The sequence below is a fragment of the Vibrio sp. 970 genome (assembly GCF_033339075.1).
The window spans coordinates 64,974-91,553 of record NZ_JAWOTW010000011.1 but is presented as its reverse complement, the minus strand read 5'-3'; the positions used below and the strand labels follow the sequence as shown (position 1 = coordinate 91,553).

Genomic DNA, 26,580 nt, shown 5'->3' with positions numbered 1-26,580 from the left:
ATGCAGCAATGGAAAATTCGTATTTTATCAGGCGTGCATACCGGAGTAGAAGTCACCTTACCTGAAGGTGCTCTCGTGCTTGGCAGTGACGACTTTATTGCTGATCTTGTACTGTCTGATGCTGGGGTCGAAGCGAACCATTTCACCCTCGTTTGCCAGCAAGACTCGGTCATTTTACGAGGCTGCGAAGAGGCAAATATTAACAGTGAAGACATCGCTGTTGCAGGTGATGGTATCGAGTTGTCACGCCATGCTGTTGTCTCGGTCGGCGTTGTGAAGTTCGCTCTGGGATACGCGGAAGATGCGTTAATTGTGAGTAACGTCAGCGACGAATCTAGCCAACAGAATACACCTGTGGTTGCTGTGCAACGCTCTAGCTGGAAAAAAACAACGCTCATCGCTTTGCTCTGTAGTTTTGTCCCGAGTGTCATTTTTGCCGGTATGTGGTACAGCCAAGCTAACGGAAACAACAATGAAATTGTTACAGAAGCAGAACCCATTGTTTTGGTACGTAACATCTTAGGCGAGCTCAAACTTAGCGACGTTCGTGTGGAATGGAATGCCGCCGCACGCCAAGCAGTCTTAGAGGGCTATGTTGAAGACCGAACACAGAAACTCGATCTGCTTGGTCGAATTGATGTATTGGGCATCAATTACAAAAGTGACTTAAGAACGATGGAAGAAATCCGTCGCGGGGTTCGATTTATTTTGCGCAACCTCGGCTATCACCAAGTGAAAGTCGAAAATGGCGATGAGACCGGCACACTGCTGCTGACGGGCTATATCGATGATGCAAGCCGCTGGAACCAAGTTGAACAAATCTTGGAGCGAGACGTGCCGGGTCTTATTGCGTGGAAGGTTGAACTGCAGCGAGCGGGTGCCTACATGGATACGCTAAAAGCGTTATTGACGGATGCGGAGTTACTGAAAAAAGTCCAGTTGGTCACCAGCGGTGATCGCATCGAAGTTCGTGGTGAGCTTGATGATATCGAAACGACTCGATTTTACGGTGTGACCCGAGACTTCCGGGAACAATATGGTGAGAAACCGTACTTAGTTTTGAAATCCATACCTAAGGTGAGTAAAGGCACCAACATCGATTTCCCGTTTCGTAGCGTCAACTTTGGCCAGGTTCCATATGTGATTCTGACCGATAACGTTCGCTATATGGTCGGTGCAAGAACGCCTCAGGGCTACCGAATATCCAGTGTTACACCTGCTGGTATTGAGTTGGTTAAAGGCGGGCGGGTGATAACAATAGAACTTGGATATGAAGGTGAGACGAACAATGACAAATCTTGAACAAATTTTAAATAACGACACAAACGGTGCGGAAGTGCACAAGATTAAGAGCAAGCTCTTAGAAGCACAAGCGGTGGTGAAACGTCAGTTGGATTTAGGGTGCTCACCACAGCAGTACCAATTGCTACTCAAACAGTATGAAGCTTACACAGCCGCCCATGCGGTCGTTGAATCATACGAAGCTAACTAAAAAATACGAGGAAGTCTTATGTCATTTTACGATGCTAGTAACAGTGTAAACCTTGATGATGTTAAAGCTAAGTTAGAACAACAAGCGAAAGATGCCAACACAGAAGTGACGGCAGCCATCAAGAACCTAGAAACCAATGCCGATGATCCATCAAAGCTTGCCGAGCTTCAGCACGCGATCAACAAATGGTCTGTTGTTTACAATATCAATGCGACCACCACTCGTGCGATTAAAGATGTGATGCAGTCGATTCTCCAGAAGGTGTAAAGCATGGAACGAGAAACGCGCCAACTGCTGGCTGAAATCGCGCTGATGGCAACAGGTATGCATCGTCATCAAGAAGCCAACACCATTGCAGATGGCCTTGAAGCAAGCTCAGGTTCTGAAGAGACCGTTGCGATGATTCGTGCAATGAGCCTCATGAATAAAGGCTTGTATGAAGAGGCTCATCAATTACTCGAACCACTTTGTAACGCCTATCCAGATCTGATCAGCTTAGCGGCTCTTGCTTCTGCCAAAGCCGGTTTACTGAGCAAAGCGGAAAGCTGGGTAGAACTTGCGTCACAAGGAAGCGAAGAAAGCCAAGCATTTGCTGCGAGCTTTTCTCAGGACATTAGGAATCTTGGATGATCATTGATTCAAGTAACCTAAGTCTTCAACACCAATCTTTGCGTCAGTCGGAGTCGCGCCATTATGAGCGGAGCGATGAAGACAAGATGAAAGCACTCATGGAGCGAAGTAACAAGCAAGAGCAAGTTTCACATGTTTCTCCAAAAGAGACGCTAGAGAAAACAGAAGCCAAACTGGCGGAGATTAAAGCGTGGTACGAATCATTAAAAGACGCAGAGGTTGTCAGTAAACAAAGTGTCTTATCATCGTTAAATGAAGCGTTCTCCGACCCTCAAGTTAAACGAGAGGCAATGTGGTACGCCTTTCATGAGGCGAAGAGTGCAAAAGGCAACGAGCAGCCACAATCTGATTTGTTAAAGGTGTTGAAGCAGGAGTTACTAGGGAATTTTTCGGGACAGCTTATTGCCGAACCACCTGCTGATAAAACAGCACTAAAAGCAATGCTAGCGCAGCATTTTCCACTGGGTGCCCAGAAAGAACAAGCCTTATGGCATTGCTGGGCAGAGTTGAAGTCGTTACCTGATATGGCATCAACACTGGACATGGTTCGTGATGAACTTAGCTTCATGATCCAAAAAAATGCGATGGTGAAAAACATCATGACTCACAGTCACAAGTTAGATTTATCTTAGGAGTACATATGATAAACACGCAGTACACCGAGGTGATGCAAACCAACATTGATAAGTTACAGGATGCGCAAGTCGAAGACGGTTTAAGCGAACGTTTTGAGCAAGCTATGTCGGTTCCCGAGGCAAATAATGGCCTGGAGGGCGGTTTGCTAGAAAACATCAGCGAGTTGAAAAACACTATCGATAACGCGAAAAGTAACCTGCAAGACAACATGAAGATGGTGGGTGATGATCCGGCGCAATTGCTGCAAATGCAGTGGGCATTGACACGCATTACTTTTCAAGAAGAGCTGATCGCGAAAACCGTGGGTAAAACCACACAAAACGTAGAAACGTTATTGAAGGCACAATAGTGATGATGAATAAAATGAGAGCAGTTTTCATCATGCTCACGTTGTTTCTGGTAGGTTGTCAGACCGAGCTATACACCAACGTTACTCAGAAAGAGGGTAATGAGATGTTGTCGATCTTACTATCCGAAGGTGTCGTTGCAACAAAAGAACCTGACAAAGACAACACCGTCAAGTTAATGGTAGACAGTTCTCAAATCGCCTTCGCGGTAGATGCGCTAAAGCGAAAAGGTTATCCAAGAGAGCAGTTTTCCACACTGAAAGAAGTGTTTCCCAAAGACGATTTGATCTCGTCACCATTAGCAGAACGAGCACGTTTGGTATACGCGAAATCTCAAGAGCTCTCGTCAACCTTATCTCAGATTGATGGCGTGCTGGTGGCACGTGTTCATGTTGTTTTGGAAGATCAAGATCTGCGTCCAGGAGAGCGCCCAACTCCAGCTTCTGCCTCCGTATTTATTAAACACGCAGCAGATATTGCGCTTGATTCATATGTTCCGCAGATCAAATTATTAGTGAACAATAGCATTGAGGGGCTGAACTACGATCGAATCAGCGTAGTGATGGTACCCTCATCAGAGGTTCGAGTTGCTACTCAAAACAATCAATTTAAAAGCATTTTGTCGGTTCAGGTCACCAAAGAGACGGCGAATAATCTTATCGCCATTTTGGTGTTCTTGGTAGCGGCACTCATCGGCTCGAATATCGCTACTTTTACATGGTGTCGTAGGAACACGAAGCGTGGTTAAACCAGAAACACCACTCGCGCAGGTACAACACCAGTTTAACTATGCGCCTTGCCAGTACATCCATAGAAGTTGGATAGAGCAAAAGCAGCCTTGGTTACTAAATATCGAAGGCTGGAGAGATAACCCCATGTTCAACCAATGGTGTATCAATGAGTGGGCGTTATCTCCCGTTCCTGAGACGGCTTTTAACAGACCTTGTCATAGTTTGGCATTGCTCCCGACAGACGCGTTGAATCAACTCGTATTGATGGTGGGTGGAGCTTTGCATTGTGTTGCGATGCGAAGCGTTGTCTTAAAACATCCTAAACAGGTTCTGAACAACGTTTTTGGTTTGGAAGGCGCTCGGTTCTTAATTCAAAACGGGCCGATGCTGTTATCCTGCTGGCCGCAAGGCTGGCAGCGTTCGTTACCAGAACTACTGGATGAAAGGTCTGTTGAAGCAAGCATGAGGGCGCTGGGATATTTTTGGATGAGGTTTATTTTGATTAACTCACCGGAAGATGTTGTTCTTCGTTGGCAATTCAAATTGGAAAAGCAACTTAGCGAAAACGCAGAAACAGCTAACTGGTTGGAAGCGGATCAACGAGATCTGGCGTATCGACTCACAAAAAAAATCGCAAAACAGGTTATTCCTCAATGGTTTCATTTGTTGAAATAAAAACAGACAATTTGCAGCTGGCACCTGGCTTAAAGGTGCTGAAAGCGAAAGATTATGCCAGTTATCTGGATTCGCAACACTTAGTTGAAGCCGCGAACTCCAAAGCTGAAAGCATCATTGCTAATGCCCAACAAGCCTACGAAACCGAAAAACAACGTGGTTATCAAGATGGCCTTGCACAAGCCAAGATTGAAAATGCGCAAACGATGGTTGAAACCTTAGCACGTTGTAATGACTACTATCAGCAAGTCGAAGAAAAAATGACAGGTGTGGTGTTAGAAGCAGTACGTAAGATCATCGATACCTTCGATGATGTCGATACCACGGTGAGTGTAGTTCGAGAAGCGTTGCAACTGGTGAGTAACCAAAAGCAGGTCATTTTACATGTCCACCCAGAGCAGGTTGTTGAGGTGAGAGAAAAGGTGGCTGGTGTATTAAGTGATTTCCCTGAAGTCGGTTACGTTGACGTGGTAGCAGATGCGCGCTTGAAAAATGGAGGCTGCATTTTGGAAACAGAAGTTGGGATCATCGACGCTAGTATTGATGGACAGCTGCATGCATTAAAGCAAGCCATGGTGAAGCAGCTCAGCGAGCGTAAAATTACGATTCATGAATGAACCTCAAAAACTCAGCACTTGCTGAGTTTTTTCATTTTAATGCCTTTAAACAAAAAAAATCCGACCATTTCTAAAATATTCACTGCCATAAATCCTTAAGAATACACCTAAGAAAGCTGCTTAGTTGATAAGTCTTGCAACTAAGCAGCGCATCTAAAACAACAAAAATAGGATTATTTAGTCGAATGGCTAATGGATTTATAACTTCTTTACTGACAGATTTTGCCAGCCGCTGCCAATTGGAGCCGTTGGTTTTTGATGAGGATGATTGTTGCCATCTACTCGTTGAGCAAAACACAGCAATCACAATTCGTGCACAAGAAGATCGTGTGACGCTTATCGGGCTGATTTCAGGTAATAAACCGAGTGCTGATATTTTGCATCAACATATGAAAGATGCCTTAACGCAAGGCTCTCCAGCGGTATGCTGGGAGGAAGAGACCGGATATATCGGTTTCATACACCTGCCTCAGCAACTGCTAACTGCATCTTTTTTCGATGAGTCATTTGCGAATTTCATCGAGTGGTTAAAAAGTGCGAATACACAAGAAGTAACCAATAAAACAACCGAAGTACCGGAAACGAATACCACTCATTTTTCCACATTAAGGGTTTAAAACATGATCAGTTTTGGAAGTGTTAGCGCGTTGCAGGCTGCCATGCCGCAAGCTCGTAACGAGATACTTAACCAAGGTAAGCTGAGTATTGGTGGCAAAGAATACCAAATCAACGCAGCGACCCAAGAATTTACTCGCGCCAATCCTACGAATGGTGCAGTAGCGCGATTTTTTGAAGCGACAGGAAAACTGTTTCGCGAAGGTAGCCCACAATCGGTAGCGAAAGCCCTTACAAAAGCCGTATTTGATAATGAGCAAGGACAAGCTCAGCGTTTACAAGCTGCTTCTTCTGTTGAGCATGGACAAATGTTCTTCAAAGATGGAAGCATAAAAACCGCATCAGATGTCTTAAATGCCTTTGCGAAGTTAGACAGTAAATCAGTTCAGTCGAACTCTGCTGAGCTAAACCAGTTAGCAGAGCGAGCGATGACAGAGGCAATGTTAGAAACCGATTCTGGTAAAAACCTCACATCACTGATTGGCGAAAGTGCAGCGAAGTCGCTTGCTGGACGTGTAGTAAAAGACTACGGCGGTGGTGTATCTGCAGCGCAGAAAAACCCGGCAGGTAGCATTAATCAAATGCAAGCGGTGTTTGATATGGAGGTGATGCATCTTAAATCGGCGCAACGTCATATCGAAGGTCTAGCAAGCACCGATCTAAGCCAAGGTGTATACGCTGAAGGACTGGCGGAGGGTGCGTTTAACAAAAGTGGCGTAACCAATAATGTTGAAAGAGCTGCGGCGTGGATCATTAATGCTTCTAACTCTAAAGGAAACGATGCCGAAAATATTACGTCTTTACTGAAAGAATACGCGTCTAATGGTAAAGATTTATTGAATATGGAAAACCTAAAAGAGCTACACGCTCGATTGGTGCCTAATGTTGAGCGTGATTACCGAGGGCCAAATATTTCGGGTGGCACTTTGCCGTCAAGTATTGGCGGTGAGGGCATGTTAAAGCAGCACATTGAAGGCTTTTTGAAAGAGAACCCTGTAGAAGATAAAGACTTAGGTAAACATTTGTTCGCCGGAGTTATCGGGTACCATGGCTTTACCGATGGAAATGGTCGCATGGGGCGCATGCTATACGCGATAGCAGAACTTCGTAACGACTCGTTCAATCCTTTAGCTATGGATGCAGAAAATAGCCTTCACGGTATTAAGTGATTTTCTACTTCTATTTAATTTTTGGAGCGGCGATTGCCGCTCTTTTATTTTCCAGCTTAACCTTAATTTTTCTTCTCAATAAAACGGCTAATAGCAATAAAAATGAGACGTTGAAATAAAGTGTCGGTTTCTATCTCGCCATAAAATCTCTTTTATCCTTATTCGCTTATTTAAATGAGCCGTTATACCCAAGTGGCTTCGCTGAAATAAATATATCGATGTCACTTAGTTATAATAAATTAGACAGGACACAACATGGATACAGGAAAGATTAATATGCTTCTCTCTGAGCTAGGAGAAGTGCTGAACCTTGAGCGCGTGACAGCGTATGACGATCAAATGTGGTCACTGCATTTTGCTGAAAACAACAGTGTCGATGTTCTGCTCGTAGAGGAAAAAGGCGAGTTATTGATTTCCAAAAACCTGCTTATAGAACAAGATGATATTACGCTAGATAAACTTCAAGTTTTACTTGAATACAACTTCTTGTATCGAGAAACAGGTGGTGTGCAGTTTTGTGTGAATCCAACACGCAAAGACGTTGTTCTTCAAGTTGCTATCGCGGCTGGAAGTGAACTCACCAACATTGCTAACTTAATCATTCAGTTGAATGAATTAGTTGATACTTGGGGACAGTTATTTCAAAACAACACGGTTGTAGATTTTAGCCAAACAGACGTACACGCATTTATTCAAGTTTAAGGCATCACACATGGTCAATATTAATACATCGCACATGCACTCGTTGAGTCAGTTAACGTCACATTTGGCGACACAAAATCAGGCTGACGACAAAGAGGTTCGAGCACACAACGGCAAAGATATTTTTGTTAAAGAGGGTGCACCAAAAAATAAAAGTATCAGCGCGCGTATTAGCCACCAGAATAAAGCGAAAGATATTGTAGTGAACCTGCTTACTAAGCAGGGTATTCCTAAAGATGTTGCGAAGCTCATGCTGAAAAATGTGTTGAACGGTGAGAACAAGTTAACGCTTGGGAGCCTGAAAAATCTTGAGAGATTGTCGTCTGGCCCTAGCTCAAATTGGCCAACGGCACAAACGGCAGCCTCTTCTTCCAAAACCAATAAAGCCTCATCGAGTGTCGCGCTTATCAACGAACATAAAGCCAACCTTCAAAAGCTTGGTGATTTTGCCTGTACGGACTTAAATACGTTCGGTGTTAAGGGGTCACAGTTTTATGAAACAAAAGGAAAGCCACGACTAAAAGAGCTTCACGCGGATCAAGCGCGAATCATGCAAGATCACAGAGCGACGATGTCCGCAAACGGAATTCAAGCTGCAGCACAAAGAGGAACCGCACCGCAATTAAGCACTCTACAGAACATTGCTAAGGCAGTACAAACCGCGAAAGCCGGCTGCTGTACTACATTTGCCTTTGCTGCCGCCGCTGAGATGATTCAAGGCATGTCAGGAACACCTGAAAGTGAACCCAAAGTAGAAGTGGTTGCGTTTAAAAAGGGTCATTCAGGTACACACCTTTATGTACTGGTTGGTCGACAAGAGGGGAGCGACATAAAAGATCCATCAACGTGGAGTAAGGATGTGAAAATTGTTGACCCGTGGGCGACATCTGCATTCGGTGCACCAATGTTTGGAGATGCACAACGACCACCTGTTTCGAATATGTTCCCGCCAACAGAAGTCATTTTTGATAGCCATAAACTGGGTTAGTCACTCTGCAAAAGAAGTGAGCAAATACACCATGCTAAGCATCTAACCTTTATTGAAAGAGCAGCTCTGAGCTGCTCTTTTTTATTACTCTGGCAACTCGTTTTTAGAGCGAGGTTTCTGCGGAAAACCTCACAATGAAGGCGAAAAAGTGACAAAAATAAAGCCATTACCGACATCGTTCAATCTGCAATCGTTGTTCAATAGAGTTATTGAAACAAAAGGAAAAAGTTATGAACACGATTCAACAACTGCTCTTGGAGTTTTGCCAACTCAATGAGTTGCCCGAACTGAATTTTGAAGAAAATGAACGTTGTCAGCTACTGGTCGATGATCGCTACATGTTGTATTTCATCGCGACAGATACGGATGATTTGATGTTGTCTGTAACGTTCGGAGGGTTAGAAAAATCCGGTGAACAACGACTAAAAGGTTTAGAGCTTCTTGCTCATGCTAACTATCAAGGAATAGGTAGTGGCAGCCTCGCACTTGCTTTGGCTCCAAACGGTCGACAGCTTGTCTTAGCAGGACGTAAACCCGTTGAGCATCTAAATACGACGAACCTTACCGCTTGGTTTCACGAAGTTATTGAACAGGCCGAGCTGTGGCAAGCGCGTTTCGCAATGTTGGATCAAGCGATTCCAACCACCTCTAATCATGAACAAGCTCATGTTCAATCACTTCGTGTGTAGGAGAGAAAAATGGTTAATACAACACAAAAAATCAGCCAAAGCCCAGTACCTGATCTAGAACAGTTTCGTGCAGTTGCTGCACAAAAAGATGACCGAGTGATCAGTAAAAGAGGTGAAGTAAAAGAACCTTCCACATTCCACAAAGGTCATAAGTTTGCTTCTATTCACGAAGGCGTATTGAGAAGCAAATACACTAAGTTTTTCCAAGAAAACATCAAAACTCACCTTGATTTAAAGCAGGCGCTACTTAAGCAAGAAAAACCTGAGGTTGCGCTGTTGGCATACTCCCTAGTGAGTCCTTCAGGCTATCGCGGTGAGCCACTTACTGAGCGTAAAATCTTAGAAGTTGTCAGCCTATTGGATGAAATAAAAGTGAGCAGCGATGCGTACCAGCAGCTTAAAAATACGTTTGATGCGATCAGCAAAGATCCGCGTATGCAGGTGAGTTTAGAAGCCCAGTATCCAGGAAAAATGGATGGCTTCGCTGCTGAACTGTTACAGATGGGCAAAGAAAAGCTAAAAGGTTCTGGTGTGAACGCCGTTATTAACTTGGCATTACCTGGTGTTGGCTTATTGATTTCTACAGGTCGAGAGCTGCACAAAGCGGCCGTAAATGGTGATGCTGAGGCTTACCATCATCAGTTAGAACAAATTTCACAGCTGCCAGGGCGAGATCAACGTCTTTCTATGCCGATGCAGCAAACCTTGGCTCAAGGTCATGCGATACTGTCGGCTGAAGGTGGCATTGGAGCTACGTTAGGTATGGCGACGGGGAGCCTGGGCACGTTCGGTGTTAGCTCTGTAGCAACGGTGGGCGTCACACCGATAGCAAAAGAGGCAATCGGTTCTGCGGCAACGACTGCTATCATGAGCGGCGGTGGCTTTGTGGCGAACCAAGCTGGGGCATACGGGTTAAATACGGAAGTAAAAGAGCAACTTATGCAAGGCGAAATGTCTGGTGTTTTACCTAGACTTGAAGTTTCCAATGCAAAAGGAGACTTTACCTTCAGTATGCAAGATCCGGCTTCTGTCCGCGCATTAATGGCGTACCTTGGCCCTAAGGAGGATACTGCAATGACTTCTCCTCAAGCGCCTAAAGAGGCACAAGAGATGGAAGCCGCTCGATTAACACTGAAAAAGATGTTGGGTTCAGAGCCAAGTGAGCACTTGGTTCCTGACGTAGATTCTATCTTGAAGCTAAGCCCAGAGGATGCACCAAGTAAAACCGAGTCTATTGCTAACGGGGCGTTTAAAAAACTGTTAGGAGAAGATTGGGATTGGCTCATGCCAGCTGTTCGAGCGATTGATAAAGGGGAAGCAAGTAAAATAAACGAAAAGCTAACCTACAAGCTCCCCCTAGATGCAGCAAACGGACGAGTTTATCTTGATAAATGCCCAAACCTGAGTGACGTCCAATTAGATGCGCTAGAAAAACTAGGCTCACCAAGTCAATTGCGATTGATGTACTTGGCAGAAGGCTGGGTGTAATTTCAAATGGTAAAGTAGGGAGTAGGTGCTGCTCCTTACTTTATCTACCGTCAGCGTTCCTTTTTGGGGCTGGCTAATATCGGTTTAATTTAACTTTTCGACTGAAGAAACAAACACACAAGTGTCAACGTTATACCAACCCAACCAATGAAAGAAATTTCTTCCCCAACAATCGCAACTGCTAGTGCTGCTGCGATAACAGGTTCAAATAGCGTGAGTATGCTAGCTCCACTGGCTGTAACAAACCGTAGCCCAAACCCAAAAGCGACGTAACCTAACCCCATTGGAATCAAGGCCATGTAGAGCATGACCGCCGTATTAGTTGACGATGCAAATAGATTATCACCCGTGATGAAAAGTGTTGGTAGAAGCAAAACTCCACCAATACCAAAAACACTTCCCATGGCCGTTTGCGATTCAATGCCGTGGTCAATCATAGTCTTTACTCCCCATGAGTAAATGGCGTACGTCAAACCTGCCAATAGGCCAAGTAATACACCCCAATGCTTCATATCCTGATCAAATAAGCTATTTGCGGATGACTCAGAAGCCAGCAACAAGGTAATGCCAATGACCCCGATTGCGAAACTCATCATCCAGCGCTTGGTTATGGTCTGATTTCGGCTAAAGAGACACTCTAACAAAGCAGAAAAGAAAGGAGCAGTGGAGATAGAAATAACCGTACCAATAGCCACACCAGCGAATCGCATTGATGAATAAAAAGCCAGTGGGTAGGTGGCTAAGGCGATAATACTAATCAGTAACGTTTTCTTCTTATGTACGACTTTTCGAAAATCTCTCTTCAGTGACTTCGCAGATAGACATGCTTGCATAAACCCACCAATACCCATAGAAAATGCGCCAATGGCGAGAGCACTGACATCCGGTGCCAAGCTGGCAGCGGTGCCCGTCGTTCCCCACAGGGTTGAAGCAAAAAGTATGGATAAAGTTCCTAATTGATAGTCGGTGAAATGTTTTTTTAACACTGTAATTTCTACCTAGTGAATGGCTGTTTTAGGGTAGAAAGAATAAAAGAAAGCGATAGAGATTTTTGTGCTGAAAAGACGGAATACTTGTTCCAGAAGACTATTTTAGTGACTATCGGGAAAACTCTCTAGGAGACATACCAAAATGCATTGAAAACCGTCGACTAAACGCGGAAAGGTCACTATAACCAACTCGTTCAGCTATCAACTGAACTGGAAGGTCTGTATGAGTCAGTAGTGCTTTGGCTTTTTCCATACGTTGTAGTGTAATGTACTTATGGACGCTCACTTTTAGCTGCTCTTTAAAAAGCTTTTTAAACTGCGTCGGACTCAAGCAAGCGGCATTCGCTAATGAGGCAATGGTGAGTGGCTGATCAAGCTGCTCCGCGATCACAACCTGTACATCTCGAATACGCAAATCCACGGAGCGAGACCGCTTTTGCTGCTCCAGCAACAGATAGAAGGTTGCAACCATTGAGTTTTCAATTTCATCATTAACCTGATACTCAAGTTGCTTTTCGACAAACTGGATAAAGCTCAGTAGAGGCGGGCTAATCGAAAACACAGCCACACTATTATCCATCAAATGAGTGGGCAAAGTGGTCATATCCGCAACAATAAAGCGTGATGACTCTTCGGCATTAAACCCGTGAGCACAACTTTTGGGGATGACTATGCAGTCGCCAACCGCCACCTTTCCGACATAGCTATCCATATCAATATGTATGTTGCCCTGGAGAGGAAGCACCAGTTGATGATAATCACTATGAGTATGTCGGCTCATACGTTTCGTGTAGGAGCGAATGCTTAAGCTAGATTTCATAAAAACAACATACAGTTAAAGGATACCGCATTATAGCGTTGAAAGTATCGAGGTTGAAAGCTGGGCAGTTGTAAGCCCAGATCTTGAATGGGATGTGGTTTGTTAGTCCGCCTCGGACTCTAACGAAGCCAACCAACGAAGCACTTCCGCAGTTGCCTCAATAAGATCGCTTGGGATGTACTGGTCGACGTTACCGTCGGCGTATAGTGCACGAGCAAGAGGGACTTTTTGCATCACAGGCACGCCTTCCTCTTTAGCGATTGCGACCATACGTTTGGCTACCGCATCGGTTTCCATCAAAGTGATGACGGGCAGGGGCGTTTCGCCTTTCTTGTAATAAAGGCCAACCGCGATATGTGTTGGGTTTGTAACTAATACATTAGAACGTTTAACGTTTTCACGTTGATTAGAGGCTTGTAGCTCTTGGTGTAACTGACGACGTTTGCTTTTTATTTCTGGACTGCCTTCCATCTCTTTGTATTCGCGCTTCACTTCGTCCTTGCTCATTTTGAGCTTTTTCGTGTGATCAAACTTCTGGTACGCAAAATCTGCGGCAGCGATGACGATGAAGCCTACCGAAGAGATAATCATTAATTGTTTAATCATGACGCCAGTAATGGTCGGGACACATTCTAGCCCACAAGTTGGAATTTGCATTAAAGCGTTGATGTTACCGCGTAATGTCACCCAGATAATGAAGGAAAGAAGAGAGACTTTAAGGATCGACTTGATAAACTCAATCACACTCTTGAGGGAAAAAATGCGTTTGGCCCCTTCGACGGGATTGATCTTTTTGATGTCGGGTTTAACGGATTCACCACTAAATAGGAACCCGAACTGCCCCATATTGGAAAAGATGGCGACGAGTGCAGCAACCAGAATAATCGGAGCGAGTAGATAGGCAATTTCTTTTGCGATGGCGATAGCGACATCGACTAGCGCATCTTGGAAACCCTGATAAGCAAGCTTACTTGGTAGGAGAATAAGCGCTGAGATGTGCGACATGTAATAATCGGCGAACGCAAACAGTACAATTATGAGCGCCAAAATTAATGCAGACGATACGATTTCTTGGCTTTTGGCAACCTGACCTTTCTGCCGAGCATCGCGTAACTTTTTTGCGGTGGGTTGCTCTGTTTTTTCTGCACTCATAAAGAATCCTAAGCGTTATTGCCAAATGGTATTGAGTTGTTCTGCGAATCGGGTAATGCCGTAAAACTGTACTTCAAAGTGATCCATCATTATTCCGAGATACACGATCAGTAAAACACTCGCGATGGCACTTTTTATTGGCATGGCAAGGAAAAAAACATTCAATTGCGGTGCAAAACGACTGATAAGCGCTAGACCAAACTCAGCAAGAAACATTGCCAACACTAATGGAGCGGACATCAACACACCAAGCCACATAAGCTGTTCAAATTGCGCGTAGAAGAAGCTCACCCATGCGTCGCTAACGGTTGGGAAAAAGTCCACGATCGGCCAAGATGTATAGCTTTTGAATAACGCATAGATAAAAGTGACAAAGCCCCCGCCAGAGAAGAACAGGGTAATCAACGTTTGGGTCAGTAATACCGCTGTTGGTGTGGATTGTGAGCCTAGCGTTGGGTTAAACATACTTGCCATGGCAGCCCCACGTTGGTTGTCGACCAGAAAACCGGCCGCTTCTATCGCCCAAAAAGGGATAGCAGCAACAAACCCTATCAATAGCCCAATTAATACCTCCTTACCCAAAATCATTATCAGCCAAATGCCGTCGGTTTCTGCGGGCAAGCTTTGCTGATTAATCATCGGAAATATAAACAGTGCGAGTGAGCAAAGCACACCATTTCTCACCATGGTGCCGCCTAACATTTGCTTGCTCAAAATAGGCAAAAAGATGAAGCATGCCATTAACCTAGGTAACGTCAGGCTGTACAAAAATAAAGCCTGGTGTAAGTCGTGATAACTCATCGTATTTGAGGAATTTTATCCATAGCAAGCGAGGCGAAGGCGTGGAGCTCTGCCCCTAGCCATTGCGTTGTGACGAACAGCGTAATAATGACCGCGATAAGCTTGACCACAAAGCCTAACGTTTGTTCTTGGACCTGAGTTAACGCCTGAATAAGCGACACCAATGTACCAACCAATGCTGCGACTAAAATCGGCGGTAATGACAAGTACAACACTAGGGTTAATGCTTGAGTCGTGAAATGAATGATTTCAGCAGAATGCATACTTTCTCCGTGATTAACCGTAACTCAACACTAAGCCGTGGGTGAGCTTTGTCCAGCCGTCAAGCAAGACAAAAAGCAACAATTTGAAGGGGAGGGAAATCGTCATTGGCGATACCATCATCATCCCCATCGCGAGTAGGATATTCGACACAATTAGGTCAATAGCTATGAACGGTAAGTACAACAGAAAGCCAATTTCAAAAGCGCGAGTAAGCTCGCTGACGGTAAATGCGGGCAGTAAGAGCAATAAGCTGTCCGACTCTAAACGGTCTACGTACTTCTGTGGCCACAATGTGCGTGCAGCATCAGTGAAGAATATGGCTTCGGTTTCCCGAATATGCTTTTTCAAAAATTCTCGATAAGGCTGTAAACCGCTTTCAATGAGGCCTTCTACACTTGCAGAATCTTCAAGGGAGATATCATGCTGCTTTACGTAGTCGTAGGTTTCAAACCCGACGGGAGCCATGATGAAAATTGACAGAATGATAGCCAATCCGTAAAGCGCCATATTCGGCGGAATTTGCTGTACACCGAGAGCGTTACGCAGCAGTGAGAATACAACGGCGAGTTTCACAAACGACGTCGCCATCATGGCGATAAATGGGATCAGTGCCAGCAGTGCTAAGCTGACAATGAGATTGAGCTCGTCGGGTAACTGGATCATGCTGGCTCCTGCGTGCCACCGAACAGCTCCAGTACGCGCACACCTAAATGTTCGTTAACATTAACCAGTTCACACTCACCAATGATTTTGCCGTTGGCACGCAATGTTACCGGCTTAGATACAGGCTGGTTTAGCTCGAATACGTACCCTGGCTGAAGCTGGTTAAGCTGCTCTAGCGTGATGGTTTGATGGCCGATATCAAACGTGAGTTCCACAGGCAGTTGCTGGTGGTCGGTTAACATTTCTGAAGTGTTTACGTCATTCATATTGGTTTCTTTTTCAATAATGTGAAGAGTTTGGTCATCTAGCTGGCAGCGCCAGAGATTCTGGTTAGATACTTGAAAAATGGCTTGTTGCTTGGCGATGTAACCATCGTCAAAAAAGATGACATCTCCCAGCTCGAGCGAATTAAATTCGCTTAACGTCAAATGGGTCCTTCCAAGACTTAACCACACAGGTAAAGCGAGGTGTCGAGCTTGTAGAGCAGCGCTGTTTGGTAGCGCATCCAATAACACGTCTGATCCTTCGCTAACCCACAAACAAAGAGAGCCGTTAGGCTTATTGAGGGTTAACATTAAAGTATGCTCTTGGGCCTGGCTCGCCTCTAACGGCTGTAGTTGACTAAGAATGGGTAACTGACCAAATAGCGCTTTGATTGCCTCACTATGCGGTTCTATCTGTGAGCTCAAAAGTGCTAACTGGAGGGAGTTAGGCAGGGACTCAAACGCAGTAGCATTTAAGGTCGATTTCAGCCAATGTTGGAGCTGCGCACGAGAAAAGTCTACTTGTAGGGTTTGCCCTCCAATCAACGTGGTTAAACGGAACCCTTCAAATGAAGGGATTTGAGCAACAGTAATCGATACGCTCTGACCATCAGTCCCTTGGAAGTGGCACTGTTTTGCACAAAGTTGATTGCTGAGCGCGATACTTTCTGCATCCACTTTGGGTATTATTAACGGTGTCATAGGTCATTCTCCGCTTGCCATTCTTCATACACGCTGCGTTGTTGGCGTGAGTGTTGTTGTTCATGTTGTTGTTGATCGAGCTGTTGAGTTTGTTCGCTGATCGCTAAGCGAAGTGGCTGCTCACCACCGAATCGGTTTAGCCGTTCAGCAAGATCTTGTCTAGCTTGCTGGCTAATAATGGAAAGGGCATGCTCTTGTCGAATCGTCACGCTATACCCTTGAGCGTCCAACTTGATGTGGATTTCGCCACCTTTTAATTGTCCTTCACTTAGAAACAGCCGAACCTCTTTGTTGTCCGATGCGGTTGGCAGAGCAACATAGATTTTATCCACCAATTGCTGGAGTAATTGGTTTACGTCTCGCGTTGGGCTCGGTTGAGCCTGCGAAGCAACACTTTTTAGGATGACATCGCCTTGTGTTACCGCACTTGCAAAGGGCTGAGAAGGTACTTTTTCTTCATCCGTTTTAACGGTGACTAGTGCGCTTTTCGTCTCGATTTTTTCAAGAGGCTTGGTTTCAGGCAGGCCATCAGTTTGGTCTAATCGTTTGCCTGTATTCTGTAGCGAATGAGTTGCGCGTTTATTGTGCGCTGTTTCAGTTTGCTTTTCTGTTAAGCCAACAATGTTAATCCCATCTTGAGCGAGCTCTGTCGCTGTCGCACTTTGGGGGAGCAAGCCAGATTCAAGCGTAGAGAGACAATCCGGTGAGATACGTTTATCCATCGGCGTCGGTTTGTCATCTTTCAAATGAGCTTGAAAGTGAGGATCAACAAGCTCGGTAGAAGGGGAGCTTAGAACTGTGTCGCCATCGCTTTTTCCGTCATTTTTAAGCAGTTTATTGTTTTCGCTAATTATTTCTTCGCTATTTGCTGCGTCGTCTTGCGATTTCTCTACGTCTCTCTTAGTAACGACGTCACTTTTGCCTTTTAAAGTGGAGATGTTTTTGTCAGCGTTGGCTTCTTGGTTCGATAGGTTATGTTTCTTATCTAGACTTTGAGATGTCTTATGCCTTAGCGGTATGTCTTCTTCGCCAGTATGATTTTTTTGGGGATTCCCAACGATAGACTCCTTTCCCTTGCTAGGCTTCTTCGTCATTGCATGCTCGAATTGTGATTGAAGCTCGGCCTCCTTCTCGAGAGGCACTTGTTCCGGCGTTGATTTGTGCAGCGTATTCGATGTTTCAGTTGTTGGGGTAATGCGCATAGTGAACCTTTAGATAATGTCGACAGTGCGAAACTCTTCCTGTTCGAGTTCTTCTTTGTATTGCCTTTCTCGCGATTTTTCCGCGACTTCTTGTTGCTGCAACTGAACGAATTTTTCTTTGGTTTTATGGGCTTGTCGCGCCTCTTTTTGCTTTTCTTTAAGTGCCGAGCGTTCGATTTCAAGCGCTTTTTTTGACTCGGCCACACGTTGTTTAAGTTCGGCTTCTCTCTCTCTTAACAACGCGATTTCTTGTCTTAATGTTTCTAGCTCTTTGAGAACGAGTGTTTGTTGTTTTGCTTTAGCAAAACGTCGCTCTTCTTCTTCCTGGCGCCAAACGTGATAGTCCGCGACAGAACGTTCGGCCTTTTGAACCTGTGCTGCGGCGTTTGACACTCGGTATTCTTGACGCTTGACGGCTTTATCCGCACGTTCAGCGCGAATTTTTTTGATTTCTAATAAGCGTTCTATCATTGTTTCGCCATCCCTTTAAGTTGAGCGATAGCGCCATCAAGATCGCTTGGTTCATGAGTGCCTTGGCGTAAAAAGGCGCGTATATCATCACTTTGTGCAATGGCCAAATCCGCTCGACTATCTGCGCCATGTTGGTATTCGCCAATTTTGATTAGCAGCTCAACTTCTTCATACTTAGCTAACATTTCGCGAATATGAGCAGCAGACGCCTGATGATCGGGTTCAACGATTTGATTCATCACTCGGCTTGCTGACCGAAGTACATCAATGGCGGGGTAATGGTTCATTGCCGCAAGTTTGCGCGAGAGAATGATGTGCCCGTCTAGAATTGAGCGAGTTTCATCCGCGACAGGCTCCGTCATGTCGTCACCTTCCACCAACACGGTGTACAGTGCTGTAATTGATCCTTTGTCTGATTGTCCAGCTCGTTCCATCAGCTTTGGCAAAGCGGCAAAAACAGAAGGCGGATAGCCACGTCGTGTTGGTGGCTCGCCTGCGGCTAGTCCAATCTCCCTCTGTGCGCGGGCGAAACGCGTTACAGAATCCATCAGCAGTAGCACGCGTTTACCTTGATCACGAAAATATTCTGCGATAGAAGTGGCAACAAAAGCGGCTTTGGCACGCTCCATTGCTGGGCGATCAGAGGTAGCGACCACTAAAACCGATTTGGCCATTCCTTCTTCGCCTAGGTCATGCTCAATAAACTCGCGCACTTCGCGTCCGCGTTCACCAATTAAGGCGAGAACGGTCACGTCAACTTCTGCGGAGCGAATCAGTTTTGCCAGTAGGGTACTTTTACCCCCGCCAGCCGCTGCAAAAATACCCATGCGCTGACCTTCACCACAGGTCAGTAGCCCATCAATGGATCGAACGCCAAGAGAGATTGGCTTTTCAATTAGTTTACGTTGCATTGGTGGTGGCGCATCGCGATAAACAGGATACCAAGCACTTGGTTCCTGACTTTGCGTACCATCGAAAGGACGTCCAAGCCCGTCAAGCGTTGTACCTAACAGGTGGTCGCCAACACCCACTTCGTGCATTTTGCCCATTGGGCTTACTTCTGTATTTGAGGAAATCCCAAACATATTTCCTAACGGGGTGAGCAAAGCGTGATGCTGCTGGAAGCCAACCACTTCCGCTAACAAAGACAGAGTTTGATCGGGATTGCGCAACTCACACAGTTCACCTACACGAACGCCAGGGACGACAGCTTTGATAATGGTGCCGGTGACTTGTGTAACGCGCCCGCGAATTTGGATCAAACGCGTGTGTTTAATCGCAGATTGTTGGATATCAGTGATGTATGAGAAATCGTTCAAGGTAAAAATATGCGCAATGATTGATGCTGAGAGGATAGAAAGTATAAGAATCAATTTATAGTGAATATCAGTCGGGAGTTTTTAGAAAACTGAAAGCGCACTAAAAAAACACGTCTGATTTTGACAGCTTCAACAAAGCGCACTTTCTATAATTCGCCTGTATTGTGCGGAAGGAGTGCAAGTGAATGAGTATTATCAACAATCATATCGCAACAAATCCAAAGTTTGATGCGTCTATCCAAAACGGGTTGGAATCGTCTCGCCCCGACGTTTCACAAAAAGGCAATTATCGCGGTGAAACCGTCCGTGTTCACAATGCTACACAATCACTTTTTGATGCGATGGAAGAACTCACTTCACTCGGTTCCGAAAAAGCAGAGAAAGATCTGACTAAGCGCAAAGTGAAAGACAGTGGTGTTCGAGTTAATGAAGCACATGAACTCGTTTCGGACTATTTAAGAAAAGTCCCTGATCTTGAAAAGAATCAAAAGATCAAAGATTTGGCTACAAAAATGGCGGGAGGAAATATCTCGACCATCGCGCAATTACAAGCCTACTTGAATGGGTTTTCCGAGGAGAAAAGCCATCAATACCTCGCGCTAAAAGCCGTTAAAAAGTTTTTGAGTGCGAGTCCAGAAAGTAAACACCTACTAGCGCTGATTGACCAAGCACTTCTAAGAATCGAGCAAAACCCAGATACATGGTCTCAAATTGATACGGAAATCCGTGTCTCAAATTTTGCTGATGAATATAGCCAAGAGCAAGAGTTTAGCTCTTTGCATCAGCTGCGCGGCTTCTACCGCGATACCGTTCATAGTTATCAAGGGCTCGGCGCTGCTTATCAAGATGTGGTGGCGCGCTTTGGTGAGCAGGAGGTATCGACCGCTGTTGACTTTATGCTGCAAGGCATGAGTGCAGATCTTAGTGTTCAAGGTAGCAGTATCGATTCGGTTAAGTTGCAGTGGTTGATGTCCGATATGCAAAAACTCAAAACTCTAAATACGTTGCAAGATCGTGTGAGTCAGCTGTTCCAAATGTTTAAACCGGAAAGGACGAATTATGGCTTATCAAGTTTCTAATTTGATGGCTGATGTGATTGCGTTGGTAGAGCAGCGATGGGTAAGCAGTGATGAGATATGGAAAGTCGCCAACGCAATGGAATTGACGGCGGTAGAACAAAAAATCGATTTTTTTCGAGAGTTCCATAAGTTAGTTCGCGCAATCCCAATTGACGTATTCGCCGATGAAGAACAACGACAGAATTTAATCCAAGCGGTACAAAAGGCGCTAGACGAAGCCATTGATATAGAAGAAGAGGAAGCGTGGGAAGATGAGTTGGATTGATGCATCCGTCGATGAATTTTGCCGAGGAATGGGGCTCGATGCCGTCGATTTCTCATCAGCTGGACGGGTGCAGCTGGATTTTGAGCAAAGTGGTACGCTGCATATTGAGCGACAGGGTGAGCAGTTATTCTTGATGTTGTCTCGAGCGTTATCTTGGCATCAAACCAGTGACATTATTCAAAGTGCACTGTGTTTGTGTCATGCCGATCAAGGCTGGCCTTTCGAAATTAAAACCGGCTTGTTAGATGAACAAACTCTGGTTTTTTCAGCAAGGCTAAAAGGAGAAGAAGTAACACTTCCGACCTTAGAGCAAGCGTTTACGCTTTTGGCTCGTCTACATAACGATGTGGCAGGCTCATGACTCGAGTCAGCACTTTAAACGTAGGCATCGAAGCCTTTACGCATGTTACTCATAGTGAAGTTAAGGCCGATTTCCCAGAGCGATTTCAATTGCTTCCTGATGGTCAGGCGGTCGCTACACATTTAGAGAAGCTCTATGACCTCCGGCCTTCAGACCAATATCTCATCGCGTTAACTAAGCCCAAGCTGCTGCACTCAGAGTTGTTGCGTCCAGAAAAATACCGTCAACAATTTGATGAAACGTTGGCTCAGCTGCAAGTTCTTGCACAGGACTCAGGCTCCGCTTCTTTTATCAAAGCATCTGAAACGCTACAAAGTACACAACTTGATCAGCGTTACCTCACTATGGCGCTCAATCTCCTTATCCAGGTCTAACCAACATGTTGAGATCCAAAGACATTGAACTCTTACTTGTTCACGCTGCGCTACAAGTTCAATACCAAAAGCCAGAGCATGCCATTTCTATTCTCGATGCGGTTCTAGAAATAGAACCGCAGCACAAAGAGGCGATGCAAACACTTGCTGTGGCGTGTTTACAAAGTGGTCGATATACCCGGGCGATTGAGGTGTGTGAGCACTTATTAAAATCCGACCTTCATCCTGACTCGGCAGGACTCTGGTTTTGTTTAAGCCAAGCGCGTTGGAAACAAAATGACGTCGATGGCGCCCGTCAAGCGCACCGACGCTATCTGCAATCTTTAAATAGTGAATCACATGAATAAGTTGATCGATATTCTAAACAAAGTAGGGCAACGCAAAGACATCATGCTTGCGGTGATGTTACTCGCGATCGTCTTTATGATGATATTGCCACTTCCTACCGCACTGGTGGATGTGCTGATTGGCACCAACATGAGCATTGCGGTGGTGCTGCTTATGTTAGCGATTTACATCACCACGCCACTTGAGTTCTCTGCATTTCCTGCGGTGCTATTGATCACGACATTGTTTCGTCTGTCTTTATCTATCACGACAACCCGCTTGATCTTGCTACAAGGCGATGCTGGTCAAATCGTTTATACATTCGGTAACTTCGTTGTGGGCGGTAACTTAGTGGTCGGTATTGTTGTGTTCCTGATCATTACCATTGTTCAGTTTATGGTGATCACTAAAGGCTCAGAAAGGGTAGCAGAAGTTAGTGCGCGATTCTCACTCGATGCGATGCCTGGTAAGCAGATGAGTATTGACGGTGACATGCGTGCCGGAGTAATTGACGTACACGAAGCTAGGCACCGACGATCACTGATTGAAAAAGAAAGCCAAATGTATGGCTCGATGGATGGCGCGATGAAGTTCGTTAAAGGCGACTCCATTGCGGGTCTGGTCATCATTGTGGTCAACATCTTAGGTGGCGTCACGATCGGGGTAACGCAAAAAGGCATGAGTGCTTCTGAAGCACTTGAATTGTTTGCGATTTTGACCGTTGGTGATGGTTTGGTATCGCAGATCCCGGCACTCTTTATCGCGATTACCGCCGGTATTATCGTGACGCGTGTTTCTCATGAAGACTCTTCTGATCTTGGATCGGATATTGGTGGGCAGGTGATTGCTCAGCCACGAGCACTTCTTATTGGTGGTGTGCTTTTGGTGCTGTTCGCACTCATCCCTGGGTTTCCAAAAATCACTTTTCTGGTCTTGGCCGCCGTGGTTGGTGGTGGTGGTTTCTTCCTTTTCTATCAACAGAAAAAACAAGCGGAATCAGATAGCACCGACTTATCAAGCTTTGTTTCGCAAGGGGCCGGTTCGCCAGCAGCGAAGCCAAGCAAACCTACGCCTTCTCGAAACAGTAAAGGTAAGTTAGGTGAGCAAGAAGAGTTCGCCATGACGGTCCCGCTGTTGATTGATCTTGACGCGAGCCTTCAGGAAAGCTTGGAAGCGGTCGCATTAAATGAAGAGCTAGCAAGGGTGAGGCGCGCACTATATCTCGACCTCGGCGTGCCTTTCCCGGGTATCCACCTGCGTTTTAACGAGGGGATGCAAAATGGCGAATATTTAATTCAGTTACAAGAAGTTCCGGTTGCACGAGGACGAATTGTAAAAGACCAACTCTTGGTGACAGAAGGGAATGAGCAGATCGACTTATTAGGCGTGCCTTATGAGCAAGATGAAGATTTTCTACCCGGTATTTCTAGCATTTGGGTGGCACAGAGTTATGAGCAAAAACTCGTAGCCAGTCATGTCGGTTTTCTCACACCCGACAGGATTTTAACGTACCACTTGTCTCATGTTCTCAAGGAGTACGCACAAGACTTTATTGGTATTCAGGAGACGCGTTATCTGTTGGAGCAGATGGAAGGCAGTTATTCGGAGCTAGTCAAAGAGGCCCAGCGTATTGTTCCGTTGCAAAAAATGACGGAAATCTTGCAACGCTTGGTTTCTGAAGACATTTCTATCCGAAACCTTCGCGTGATCTTGGAAGCGATGGTTGAGTGGGGCCAAAAAGAGAAAGATGTTGTACAGCTGACGGAGTACATTCGTTCCAGCTTAAAACGTTACATTTGCTACAAATACGCGAGCGGACAAAACATGTTGCCCGCTTACTTATTGGATCAAAGTCTCGAAGACACAATACGCAGCGGTATTCGTCAAACCTCAGCAGGGAGTTACTTGGCGTTAGACCCGTCAGTAACGCAACAATTTGTCAGTGATGTGAAACAGACCATTGGTGACTTAAGCCGCATGCCGAATAAACCTGTGCTAGTTGTGTCTATGGATGTACGCCGATATGTGCGAAAGCTTATTGAATCGGAATACTACGATCTGCCTGTTTTGTCATTTCAAGAACTAACCCAGCAAATCAATATTCAGCCACTTGGAAGGGTGGGGATGTAATGAAAACAAAACTAATACTCTCGCTGGCGCAAGCGGGGATCGAAGTGACGCCATACTTTTGGCAACAAAGTGAAATTCAACTTGGTTATCGAATTGAAGTTGAAGGCTTAGAGCTCGTTTTTCGGGTGGAGGACGGTGAAATCATCATCGTTCTTCTGAAACGCGTTCGTCCAAAATTGGGGTTGAGTAACCCCTTTGCCGGCTTATTTCTCTTGGCTGAACATGCCATTCAACTTTATCCCTCCGATTGGGTCATTCGCGGCAACGTCGATGTGTTACGTGGTAGCAACATGAGCAGCCAGCGATTGGCACAGTTCTATCTAAAAGCATGCGGTGCAAGCCATGATGAGCTAGAAGACTGGTACTGTTTACGCCTAGCAGATTATAGACCTTTGAAAAAGTTGAAAAAGTTGAAAAAGTTGAAAAAGTAAAAACTCACGACTGTTACTGACAGCACCGATGAGATGACCCGCTTTAAGATAGGAATCAAGATGAAGCAACCGTTTACCGATGCGATTGAGAACGCTGAGCTTGCCATTAGAAAAGCTGAAGACAGAACCGATATTTTTAATGAGCTATTGGAAGGCTTAGGTGTTGGTCCTGTTGCGGGGGATGTATTACTTGGCGGCATAAAAGCGCCAGTAGATACCATGAAACGTGCAGAGCAAGAGCTAATAGACGAAGTCCAGCGCCGCCGGCAACAACAAACTCAGCTACAAGGTACGTCAGGTAAACGCAGAAAGCGTCCCACAGTGATGCGCGGCATGATGATTTAGAGGTTTGGAAATGACGAATATGAAAACGACTGGCTCTACGACAGGAGCAACAGACACAGCTGCGAGTAGTGCACCATTACCCACTTTCCAACAAAACTTGATAGAGGTATTTACCCCTGTACTGGGTGAAGCAGAGACTCAGCAACTTGCCTCGATAATCTCTTCATTGCCAACTATCTCGGGACAAACGGAATCACAAAGCATCGCGCTTTATGTTGATACGCTTGAAAACCTAAAAGCGAAAAATAACGCGTTTGCTGGTATATCATTTACCGACACCGCATCTGTTTGGCTAAAGTCGCTACAAAGTGCTAACTCAGATGGTGAATTAACCGCAGCCGAGTTTAATGCTCAAACAAACCAAACGCTATCAAATCAGTTTCAGTCTTGGTTTAGTAAGTTACTGACGGAAAACGTAGATAGCTCGTTATCTACTGAGTTTGTTAGTCAATTTAATCTGGGCACTCAGAGTAACCAAGCGGAGCAGATCGCCAACCTCTCCGAGACAGGTCTGGCTAATGCCACCAAAGAGATTTCTCTTTTTGTTGCAGAGCTTGCTAATCAAATGGGCTCCCGTGAAGTGAGAGATGCTTCTATTTCTTTTCTTCGCAATGCCTTTAGTAGCTTAGGTTCCGTTAATCTCGCGCAACTGAAGAGCTCGGATTTTCTGTTGACTAAAGAGAGTTTCGCTCTTCAAGTCTCAGCTCAATTAAAAAGTAGTTTTCAAGGCATCGGTATTACTTTAAGCACCGATGACGCAAGTGCGCTAGCTAGCAGAATTACCTGGACTCCTGGTATTTCTAAACAGCAGCTTAAAGAAGCGTTAGATGAAATGGCCGCTCAAGTGAAAGGCCAATATAGCGCAGCTTATGGTGAGGCGAGTGGAACGAATAATCTAAAAGCAGCACTTAATACTGTCATTGGTGGAACTGAGCCTTTGACCCTTTCTAGTCTGTTCGCCAACTTCGCGGTGAGTTTAACAAATATAGAAATCGACGACTTTTACCAGGACAGCGCGATAGCCGATGTCCAAAAGACACAAATAACGGCAGCTCAAGTTAATTTGATCAAAGAAAACACCGAACGAGATATCCGATTACAGTTTGAAAAAATAGTAAAAGGTGAATCTACCGGGGCTTCATTTACTGAGCGATACGAGGCATTGCGCAAGAACTTAGGGGCATTGAAAGAGCGTCTACTCAATATCACCGATAAAGAGAAAGCGGATCGCGAGGTGAGAGCAGAGCACTCTCTAACGGCTCGTGATTTGTTGGCCGTTGTTGAGTCCAGCATTGGAGACCGTTTTGATGAGCAAGTGCTGCTTGCACTAAATGAGCGTCGTGTTAACCGTTTAGAGAAACGTAATGACCAGAAAGAGGCATTAGAGGATCTCACAATACAGCTTAAAGTTTTTGGTGTTGTGCAATCAAAAATTCACTCTACGCAAAGTGTTGATGGGGTTTATAAACCGGGATATCCAGAAAGTAACTTCAAAGCGAGTGACTTTAACTACAGCAATCAAACGGATTTTGAAGCTTCACCTGAGTACAAGTATTTGACGGATAATAAGATAACAAACCATCGAGACTTCCTTCAAACACAAGGTATTACTATCGGTGATGGTGCGTCGTACCAAGACGAAGAGAAGTCGAAAAAACTGTCTAATTTTTCTAGTTCTGTCAGTGCTAAATCCAAGTTGCTTAACGATGAAGTGCAAATCAAAACCACTGAGCTGAACGACACCAGTTCTCAATACAACTCGACCGTTGAAGCGATGAACAAGTTTGTTCAGAAGTACCACAGTATTTTACAAGAAATCCTACGAGCCATTTAAGGATAACCA

General features: G+C 45.1%; 34 protein-coding genes. 24 read left to right on the top strand and 10 right to left on the bottom strand.

Features of this window, described 5'->3' with window-relative positions; all coding sequences use genetic code 11:
- The 15 genes from sctD to R7Q11_RS16670 all read left to right on the top strand — a co-directional run bounded on the left by sctD (nt 1) and on the right by R7Q11_RS16670 (nt 10,779).
- Nucleotides 1-1,302, top strand: a complete 1,302-nt coding sequence (gene sctD, locus R7Q11_RS16740; protein WP_005377197.1) for a type III secretion system inner membrane ring subunit SctD — start codon at nt 1-3, stop codon at nt 1,300-1,302.
- Nucleotides 1,289-1,492 carry an EscE/YscE/SsaE family type III secretion system needle protein co-chaperone gene (locus R7Q11_RS16735; protein ID WP_005377198.1) on the top strand — a complete coding sequence of 68 codons (204 nt, stop codon included), beginning with the start codon at nt 1,289-1,291 and terminating at the stop codon, nt 1,490-1,492. Before sctD ends, R7Q11_RS16735 begins: the two co-directional genes overlap by 14 nt.
- Before the next feature lie 18 nt (nt 1,493-1,510).
- Nucleotides 1,511-1,759, top strand: a complete 249-nt coding sequence (gene sctF, locus R7Q11_RS16730) for a type III secretion system needle filament subunit SctF (protein ID WP_005377199.1) — start codon at nt 1,511-1,513, stop codon at nt 1,757-1,759.
- 3 nt (nt 1,760-1,762) lie between these two features.
- The gene (locus R7Q11_RS16725) at nt 1,763-2,122 is read left to right on the top strand and encodes a YscG family type III secretion system chaperone (protein WP_005377200.1); all 360 of its coding nucleotides are present in this window, start codon (nt 1,763-1,765) and stop codon (nt 2,120-2,122) included.
- Nucleotides 2,119-2,754 (top strand): YopR family T3SS polymerization control protein, encoded by a 636-nt coding sequence (locus tag R7Q11_RS16720; protein ID WP_005377201.1) that lies wholly within the window; start codon nt 2,119-2,121, stop codon nt 2,752-2,754. The genes R7Q11_RS16725 and R7Q11_RS16720 overlap by 4 nt, the downstream gene beginning before the upstream one ends.
- Before the next feature lie 8 nt (nt 2,755-2,762).
- On the top strand, nt 2,763-3,107 hold the full coding sequence (gene vscI / locus R7Q11_RS16715) for a SctI family type III secretion system inner rod subunit VscI (protein ID WP_005377202.1): 345 nt from the start codon (nt 2,763-2,765) through the stop codon (nt 3,105-3,107).
- Nucleotides 3,107-3,853, top strand: a complete 747-nt coding sequence (gene sctJ / locus R7Q11_RS16710) for a type III secretion system inner membrane ring lipoprotein SctJ (RefSeq protein ID WP_086012989.1) — start codon at nt 3,107-3,109, stop codon at nt 3,851-3,853. Before vscI ends, sctJ begins: the two co-directional genes overlap by 1 nt.
- Nucleotides 3,846-4,511 carry a SctK family type III secretion system sorting platform protein VscK gene (gene vscK / locus R7Q11_RS16705; protein WP_005377204.1) on the top strand — a complete coding sequence of 222 codons (666 nt, stop codon included), beginning with the start codon at nt 3,846-3,848 and terminating at the stop codon, nt 4,509-4,511. The genes sctJ and vscK overlap by 8 nt, the downstream gene beginning before the upstream one ends.
- Complete coding sequence (locus R7Q11_RS16700) at nt 4,490-5,128, top strand: HrpE/YscL family type III secretion apparatus protein (protein WP_005387146.1); 639 nt, start codon at nt 4,490-4,492, stop codon at nt 5,126-5,128. Before vscK ends, R7Q11_RS16700 begins: the two co-directional genes overlap by 22 nt.
- Nucleotides 5,129-5,313: 185 nt before the next feature.
- Entirely contained in the window at nt 5,314-5,745 is a 432-nt protein-coding gene (locus R7Q11_RS16695) for a type III secretion system chaperone (protein WP_005377206.1), read from the top strand.
- Between the two features lie 3 nt (nt 5,746-5,748).
- Nucleotides 5,749-6,912 (top strand): VopS family T3SS effector adenosine monophosphate-protein transferase, encoded by a 1,164-nt coding sequence (locus R7Q11_RS16690; RefSeq protein ID WP_005377207.1) that lies wholly within the window; start codon nt 5,749-5,751, stop codon nt 6,910-6,912.
- A 255-nt stretch (nt 6,913-7,167) separates the two neighbouring features.
- Nucleotides 7,168-7,614 (top strand): type III secretion system chaperone, encoded by a 447-nt coding sequence (locus tag R7Q11_RS16685; RefSeq protein WP_033906168.1) that lies wholly within the window; start codon nt 7,168-7,170, stop codon nt 7,612-7,614.
- A 10-nt stretch (nt 7,615-7,624) separates the two neighbouring features.
- Nucleotides 7,625-8,602: a type III secretion system effector VopR gene (vopR, locus tag R7Q11_RS16680; RefSeq protein WP_213908123.1), complete on the top strand. Its 978-nt coding sequence runs from the start codon at nt 7,625-7,627 to the stop codon at nt 8,600-8,602.
- A gap of 230 nt (nt 8,603-8,832) precedes the next feature.
- Entirely contained in the window at nt 8,833-9,291 is a 459-nt protein-coding gene (locus R7Q11_RS16675; protein WP_005387141.1) for a CesT family type III secretion system chaperone, read from the top strand.
- 9 nt (nt 9,292-9,300) lie between these two features.
- Nucleotides 9,301-10,779: a CesT family type III secretion system chaperone gene (locus R7Q11_RS16670; RefSeq protein WP_151514830.1), complete on the top strand. Its 1,479-nt coding sequence runs from the start codon at nt 9,301-9,303 to the stop codon at nt 10,777-10,779.
- Nucleotides 10,780-10,868: 89 nt separating this feature from the next.
- Here the strand turns inward: R7Q11_RS16670 and R7Q11_RS16665 are convergent, their stop codons facing one another.
- The 10 genes from R7Q11_RS16665 to vscN all read right to left on the bottom strand — a co-directional run bounded on the left by R7Q11_RS16665 (nt 10,869) and on the right by vscN (nt 19,425).
- On the bottom strand, nt 10,869-11,771 hold the full coding sequence (locus tag R7Q11_RS16665; protein WP_395229550.1) for a DMT family transporter: 903 nt from the start codon (nt 11,769-11,771) through the stop codon (nt 10,869-10,871).
- Nucleotides 11,772-11,877: 106 nt separating this feature from the next.
- Nucleotides 11,878-12,588 carry a helix-turn-helix domain-containing protein gene (locus R7Q11_RS16660; RefSeq protein ID WP_021707757.1) on the bottom strand — a complete coding sequence of 237 codons (711 nt, stop codon included), beginning with the start codon at nt 12,586-12,588 and terminating at the stop codon, nt 11,878-11,880.
- Nucleotides 12,589-12,690: 102 nt separating this feature from the next.
- On the bottom strand, nt 12,691-13,740 hold the full coding sequence (vscU, locus tag R7Q11_RS16655) for a SctU family type III secretion system export apparatus subunit VscU (protein WP_225466594.1): 1,050 nt from the start codon (nt 13,738-13,740) through the stop codon (nt 12,691-12,693).
- A gap of 15 nt (nt 13,741-13,755) precedes the next feature.
- Nucleotides 13,756-14,541: a type III secretion system export apparatus subunit SctT gene (gene sctT / locus R7Q11_RS16650; RefSeq protein ID WP_031778955.1), complete on the bottom strand. Its 786-nt coding sequence runs from the start codon at nt 14,539-14,541 to the stop codon at nt 13,756-13,758.
- Nucleotides 14,538-14,804: a SctS family type III secretion system export apparatus subunit VscS gene (gene vscS / locus R7Q11_RS16645; RefSeq protein WP_005377227.1), complete on the bottom strand. Its 267-nt coding sequence runs from the start codon at nt 14,802-14,804 to the stop codon at nt 14,538-14,540. Before vscS ends, sctT begins: the two co-directional genes overlap by 4 nt.
- Before the next feature lie 13 nt (nt 14,805-14,817).
- A complete protein-coding gene (vscR, locus tag R7Q11_RS16640; protein WP_005377232.1) occupies nt 14,818-15,468 on the bottom strand; it encodes a SctR family type III secretion system export apparatus subunit VscR in 651 nt (216 codons plus the stop codon).
- Nucleotides 15,465-16,433 (bottom strand): SctQ family type III secretion system cytoplasmic ring protein VscQ, encoded by a 969-nt coding sequence (vscQ, locus tag R7Q11_RS16635; RefSeq protein ID WP_025768125.1) that lies wholly within the window; start codon nt 16,431-16,433, stop codon nt 15,465-15,467. The genes vscR and vscQ overlap by 4 nt, the downstream gene beginning before the upstream one ends.
- A complete protein-coding gene (locus R7Q11_RS16630; RefSeq protein ID WP_213908120.1) occupies nt 16,430-17,635 on the bottom strand; it encodes a type III secretion system needle length determinant in 1,206 nt (401 codons plus the stop codon). Before R7Q11_RS16630 ends, vscQ begins: the two co-directional genes overlap by 4 nt.
- A gap of 9 nt (nt 17,636-17,644) precedes the next feature.
- Nucleotides 17,645-18,106 carry a type III secretion protein gene (locus R7Q11_RS16625; protein ID WP_025768127.1) on the bottom strand — a complete coding sequence of 154 codons (462 nt, stop codon included), beginning with the start codon at nt 18,104-18,106 and terminating at the stop codon, nt 17,645-17,647.
- Nucleotides 18,103-19,425 (bottom strand): SctN family type III secretion system ATPase VscN, encoded by a 1,323-nt coding sequence (vscN, locus tag R7Q11_RS16620; protein WP_017821332.1) that lies wholly within the window; start codon nt 19,423-19,425, stop codon nt 18,103-18,105. The genes R7Q11_RS16625 and vscN overlap by 4 nt, the downstream gene beginning before the upstream one ends.
- Nucleotides 19,426-19,610: 185 nt before the next feature.
- On the opposite strand from vscN, the gene sctW reads away from it, so the two are divergent.
- From sctW to R7Q11_RS16575, 9 genes are read left to right on the top strand one after another with little or no spacing between them, the layout of a single operon-like run.
- Nucleotides 19,611-20,504, top strand: a complete 894-nt coding sequence (gene sctW, locus R7Q11_RS16615) for a type III secretion system gatekeeper subunit SctW (protein ID WP_017821331.1) — start codon at nt 19,611-19,613, stop codon at nt 20,502-20,504.
- On the top strand, nt 20,485-20,769 hold the full coding sequence (locus R7Q11_RS16610; RefSeq protein WP_005377239.1) for a TyeA family type III secretion system gatekeeper subunit: 285 nt from the start codon (nt 20,485-20,487) through the stop codon (nt 20,767-20,769). Before sctW ends, R7Q11_RS16610 begins: the two co-directional genes overlap by 20 nt.
- Nucleotides 20,756-21,130 (top strand): type III secretion chaperone SycN, encoded by a 375-nt coding sequence (gene sycN / locus R7Q11_RS16605; RefSeq protein ID WP_005377240.1) that lies wholly within the window; start codon nt 20,756-20,758, stop codon nt 21,128-21,130. The genes R7Q11_RS16610 and sycN overlap by 14 nt, the downstream gene beginning before the upstream one ends.
- Nucleotides 21,127-21,504 carry a type III secretion system protein VscX gene (vscX, locus tag R7Q11_RS16600; RefSeq protein WP_005377246.1) on the top strand — a complete coding sequence of 126 codons (378 nt, stop codon included), beginning with the start codon at nt 21,127-21,129 and terminating at the stop codon, nt 21,502-21,504. Before sycN ends, vscX begins: the two co-directional genes overlap by 4 nt.
- Nucleotides 21,505-21,509: 5 nt before the next feature.
- Entirely contained in the window at nt 21,510-21,851 is a 342-nt protein-coding gene (vscY, locus tag R7Q11_RS16595; RefSeq protein ID WP_005377248.1) for a type III secretion system chaperone VscY, read from the top strand.
- Nucleotides 21,835-23,961 (top strand): SctV family type III secretion system export apparatus subunit VcrD, encoded by a 2,127-nt coding sequence (gene vcrD, locus R7Q11_RS16590; protein ID WP_104979251.1) that lies wholly within the window; start codon nt 21,835-21,837, stop codon nt 23,959-23,961. The genes vscY and vcrD overlap by 17 nt, the downstream gene beginning before the upstream one ends.
- Nucleotides 23,961-24,392, top strand: coding sequence for an LcrR family type III secretion system chaperone (locus tag R7Q11_RS16585; RefSeq protein ID WP_213967049.1), 432 nt, complete (start codon nt 23,961-23,963; stop codon nt 24,390-24,392). Before vcrD ends, R7Q11_RS16585 begins: the two co-directional genes overlap by 1 nt.
- A gap of 60 nt (nt 24,393-24,452) precedes the next feature.
- Complete coding sequence (locus tag R7Q11_RS16580; protein WP_005377254.1) at nt 24,453-24,737, top strand: LcrG family type III secretion system chaperone; 285 nt, start codon at nt 24,453-24,455, stop codon at nt 24,735-24,737.
- A 10-nt stretch (nt 24,738-24,747) separates the two neighbouring features.
- Nucleotides 24,748-26,571, top strand: a complete 1,824-nt coding sequence (locus R7Q11_RS16575) for a virulence-associated V antigen (RefSeq protein WP_276577022.1) — start codon at nt 24,748-24,750, stop codon at nt 26,569-26,571.
- Nucleotides 26,572-26,580 lie beyond the last annotated feature (9 nt).